This is a genomic window from Brevibacterium picturae (genome assembly GCF_030453725.1).
In the GTDB taxonomy this organism is placed as follows: Bacteria; Actinomycetota; Actinomycetes; order Actinomycetales; family Brevibacteriaceae; genus Brevibacterium; species Brevibacterium sandarakinum_A.
Window position 1 is genome coordinate 1 of the sequence record NZ_JAKDJU010000203.1, and the last position, 4,923, is coordinate 4,923.

A 4,923-nucleotide genomic window follows, 5' to 3' on the forward strand; every position below is an offset into this window, starting at 1 on the left:
CCCTTCACCGATCGATTGGTGGCGAAATTCCGACTGCCCGTCTCCGGCTGGCGGGGACCGATCGAGGAGGCGTAGATGATTTCCGAACTGAGAATCTCCCACCTCGGCGTGATCGCCGAAGCAGAGGTCGAACTCTCCACCGGCTTCACTGTCGTCACGGGTGAGACCGGTGCCGGCAAGACGATGTTCGTCTCAGCACTGAGCCTGCTCATGGGCCGCAAGGTCGGTGCAGGCGTGGTCCGCAAGGGCGCCGAGAAGGCCGAGGTCGAAGGCATCTTCTCCGCCGTCACCGACTCCGTGCGCTCCCGCATCGAAGAGGCCGGCGGCAGCGCCGAGGACGAAGCGATCATCTCCCGCACCGTGGCCCAGAAGGGTCGGGCACGGGCCACTGCCGGTGGACGCACGGTCCCGATCTCCGTGCTCACCGAGATCTCCGATGAGCTCATCACCCTCCACGGGCAGTCCGAGCAGCTGCGCCTCAAGGGCCCCGCGCAGCAGAGGCTGCTCCTCGACAGCGCAGGCGGGCCCGAACTCGAAGCCGTGGCCGCAACGTACCAGGCAGCATTTGAGAACTGGCGCGAGACTGAGACCCGAGTCGCACGGATCAAGGACAGCACAGCGGCCAGGCGGGAGAGGATCCTGTGGCTGAACGGCTGTCTGGAAGCCATCGACAAGGTCCGGCCCATTCCGGGTGAAGACGAGGCCCTGACCGCCCAGGCCGCGAAACTCGGCGCCGCGGCAGAGATCACTCAGGCCGTCGGCAGCGCCCACGACCTCCTCCTCGGCGGCGAACTCGACGATGCCGGCGCGGCCGTCGACCACGTGCACCAGGCGATCAGCGCCCTGTCCGACGTCGATTCCGCCGACCCGGAACTGGCCCGGATCAAAGCCGCCCTCAACGACGCGGTCCTGCGCCTGTCCGATTCGGCCGCGGAACTCAGCTCCTACCTGACTGGATTCGACGAGCTGGGGGAGACCTCGCTCGAGGAGACCGAAGCACGCAGGGCCGAACTCGGATCCCTGGCACCCTACGGGCAGGACGTGGCCGAAGTCCTCGACTTCGAAACCCGGTCCGCTCAGGAACTGGCCGAGCTCGAAGCCGAGGACCGCGACCTGGGACAGCTCGATGCCGAACTCGAGGAGGCACACAGCGCAATGGCCGCGGCCGGCCGTGCCCTGACCGAGATCAGAACCGCCACCGCAGCATCGTTCTCCCGTGCCGTCAGCGCAGAGCTGGCAGCCCTGTCGATGCCGAAGGCCCAGGTGACGTTCGAACTCACCGAACGAGAGCCCGCGTCCCACGGCTGCGACGATGTCCGCCTCACCTTCGCCCCACACGATTCCTCGGCCGGAGACGACATCGGCAAGATCGCCAGCGGCGGTGAACTCTCACGAGTGATGCTCGCCATCGAAGTCGTCCGCGCAGCAGGGGAGGCCATTCCCACCTACGTCTTCGATGAGGTCGATGCCGGAGTCGGCGGCAAGGCCGCCGTCGAGATCGGACGCCGGCTGGCGAAACTGGCCCAGAACGCCCAAGTCATCGTCGTCACCCACCTGCCCCAGGTCGCAGCCTGGGCGGACACCCACGTCACCATCGTCAAGGACGATGACGCCGAGACCGTGAAGTCCGGCGTCAGAGAACTCAGCGAAGACGAACGGGTCGGCGAACTCTCACGGATGCTCGCCGGAATGGAGGACTCCGCCTCGGCGAGGGCCCATGCGGCCGAACTCCTCGACTCAGCACGGCAGGTCAAGACCGGCCAGGCGGCGCTGACATGAGACAATGGGCGCACCATGAAAGCGCGTAGAACTCGGGAGAAGGCCACAGTCCCGGCCCGGTCCGGCCCGGCCCCTGCCCGACTCGATCGGCGGACGAAAGACCTCACCAAACGTTTGAGCGCCGGCGACATCGCGGTCATCAAACATGCCGACATCGACCGGGTCTCCGCCGAGGCACTGGTTGCCTGCAAACCCGTCGCCGTCATCAACGCAGACAAGTCGATCTCCGGGCGGTACCCCAACCTGGGGCCGGGAATCATCATCGAGGCCGGAATCCCCCTCCTCGACGCCACCGGCCCGGAGATCTTCGACTTGGTCGAGGAGAACGCCCAAATCAGCATCACCGATGACACGGTGTTCCTCGACGACGAGGAGATCGCCACCGGCATCGTCCAGACCCAGGAGACCATCGGGGAGGACATGCACGAAGCCGAAGCCGGAATGAACTCCGTGCTCGTGGACTTCGTCGACAACACGATCGAATACATCCGCAAGGACTCCGACCTGCTCTCGGCCGAACTCGTCGTCCCCGAGGTGGCCACGAATTTCGAGGGCCGCCATGCCCTCATCGTCGTCCGCGGCTACCACTACAAAGAGGACCTCGCGATCCTCGGCTCCTACATCAGGGAATACCGTCCCCTCCTCGTCGGAGTCGACGGCGGCGCCGACGCCATCCTCGAAGCCGGGTACAAGCCCAACATGATCGTCGGGGATATGGACTCGGTGTCCGACACCGCGCTGACCTCCGGGGCCGAGATCGTCGTCCACGCCTACCGAGACGGGAACGCGCCCGGAACCGAGCGCGTCCATTCCCTCGGCGTCGACTGCGTCGCCTTCGCCGCCTCGGGCACCAGCGAGGACATCGCGATGCTGCTGGCCGACGACAAGGGCGCAGACCTGATCGTGGCCGTGGGCACACACGACACCGTGATGGAGTTCCTCGACAAGGGGCGCAAGGGCATGGCCTCGACATTCATCACGCGACTGCGGGTGGGCTCGAAGCTCATCGACGCCAAGGGCGTCTCCCTGCTCTACCGACAGCGGATCTCCAGCCTGCAGCTGTCGGTCCTGATCATCGCCGGCCTCGTCGCCCTCGGGGTGGCCCTGTTCGCGACCGCTGCCGGGCAGACCCTCATCGGACTCATCGGAGCCCAACTCGACGGGGTCTTCGGATGGATCGGCTCCCTGTTCGGCGGCGACCCTGCTGCATCTTCAGAATCCGCCAGCCTCATTCAAGGACTGACCAGTGATTGATTTCCGTTACCATCTTGTCTCCCTCGTCTCGGTGTTCCTCGCCCTGGCGGTGGGAATCGTCCTGGGCGCGGGACCGCTGAAGGAACCGATCGGCGAGTCGCTGCAGAGCCAGGTCGACGCACTGCGTGCCGACCGCGACGACCTGCGCACGAAGATCGATGCGGCCAACGGCAATATCGACAAGCAGAACGACTTCGTGACCTCTGCAGCGCCCGAACTCATCGGCGACACACTCAAAGGCGAGAACGTCAGCATCATCGCCGCCCCGCAGGCCGAACCGGAACAGGTCGAAGAGGTCACCAACAGGATCAAGGAAGCCGGCGGCACAATCGGCGGAGATGTCTCGTTCGTGGACAACACTCTGTCGCTGGCAGACTCCGCTGACTTCCTCACGAGCCTGCGGGGCATCGTGCCGAACCTGCCCAAGGACGATTCGACAGCCCTGCGAGCCGCGCTTGTCATTGCGCTGACCGGCAACGCCTCGATGCTCGAAGACAGCAAGAACCGGGAAGCCGCGGTGAAGCAGTCGTCCACACTCTTCGACGCCTTCGTCGACGCGGGCCGACTGCGCACCGACACCGACCACAACCGCACGCAGCTCTTCGTCGTCATCGACGACGAGAACTCGACGCTCGCCGAAGACACCGAGCCCAGCCCCGAAGCCACCGATGACAAGGCCAACCGCACCCTCATCACCGACTTCGTCAACTCGCTGACCACCGAGTCGGAGTCCGTGGTCGTGGCCGGAGACGCCGGTTCGGCCCAGACGGGACTCGTGTCCATCCTCCGGACCGAGAAGTCACGTGCCAGCACCGTCGACGGACTCGGCCTGGGCGCGGGTGCGGTCATCACCGTCCGCGCACTCGCCGCCGGCGAATCCGGGACCCACGGTCACTACGGCTTCGCCGACGATGCCGAAGAGATCATGCCGGGCAAGCCCAAGGAGAAGGACTGAGATGATCCGCTCACTCATCAGCTCCGCCGTCGCCGGTCTCCTGGGGTACACGGCCACCAGAGCAATTCTGGCCTCGAAGCTGCGTACCCACGAGAAGGTGGTGCGCACGAACCATGCGGGACGTGAGGTCTCGCTCATCGAGGGACCGGCCGTGTCTGCAGGACTGGTTGCCGGCAGCCTGCTCGTCGAAGCACCACGCCAGCGCGCGGCAACCCTGCTGGTGACCACCGTCGCCGGCAGCCTGGGGGCGGTCGACGACTTCTGCGAATCCGGTGATTCGAAAGGCCTGCGCGGCCATCTCAGCGCCTTGGCCCACGGCCGGATCACGACCGGAGGGCTCAAGGTCATCGGAATCCCCGTGGCCTCGATCGCCGCCGCGACGATCCTGCGCACCGACAGCCGCGGCCACGGACCGGTCTCCTCGAACGCGAAGTCTGCCGATCAGACCTGGCTGGGGTCCACCCTCGACGTCGTGGTCACCGGGGGAGTCATCGCCGGCACGGCGAACCTCTTCAATCTGCTCGACCTCCGCCCCGGACGCGCACTCAAGGCGGGCCTGCTGACGCTGGCCTTCATGCCCCACGAGCACGGCCTGACTTGGGCTCCTGGCGCCGCCATCGCCGGCAGCGCCGCGGCGGCCTGGCCCGACGACCTGGGCGGTGATGTGATGCTCGGCGATACGGGCGCCAACGCCCTTGGCGCAGCACTGGGCACGATTTTGGCGGAGACCTCGACTGCCAAGCAGCGCGGGGCTGTCCTGTCCGGTCTGGTCGGTCTCACCCTGCTCAGCGAGAAGGTCTCGTTCACCTCGATCATCGAATCCACTCCCGGACTGCGCGAGATCGACGCGTTCGGTCGCGAGGTCGTGTGAATAAGCTGGTTCGAGTCTTCGCCTCTGCGGCGCTGCTCGTCTCGGTCATCACCCTCTTCACCCG

At 66.2% G+C, this 4,923-nt stretch carries 4 protein-coding genes; all 4 read left to right on the forward strand.

Annotated features, from left to right (window positions below):
- The first annotated feature begins 75 nt into the window (after window positions 1-75).
- From recN to L0G76_RS14080, 4 genes are read left to right on the forward strand one after another with little or no spacing between them, the layout of a single operon-like run.
- A complete protein-coding gene (gene recN / locus L0G76_RS14065; protein WP_304357788.1) occupies window positions 76-1,779 on the forward strand; it encodes a DNA repair protein RecN in 1,704 nt (567 codons plus the stop codon).
- A 15-nt stretch (window positions 1,780-1,794) separates the two neighbouring features.
- Window positions 1,795-3,033, forward strand: coding sequence for a putative cytokinetic ring protein SteA (steA, locus tag L0G76_RS14070; RefSeq protein ID WP_304357789.1), 1,239 nt, complete (start codon window positions 1,795-1,797; stop codon window positions 3,031-3,033).
- Window positions 3,026-3,988, forward strand: a complete 963-nt coding sequence (locus L0G76_RS14075) for a copper transporter (RefSeq protein WP_304357790.1) — start codon at window positions 3,026-3,028, stop codon at window positions 3,986-3,988. The genes steA and L0G76_RS14075 overlap by 8 nt, the downstream gene beginning before the upstream one ends.
- A 1-nt stretch (window position 3,989) precedes the next feature.
- A complete protein-coding gene (locus L0G76_RS14080) occupies window positions 3,990-4,859 on the forward strand; it encodes a hypothetical protein (protein ID WP_304357791.1) in 870 nt (289 codons plus the stop codon).
- Window positions 4,860-4,923 lie beyond the last annotated feature (64 nt).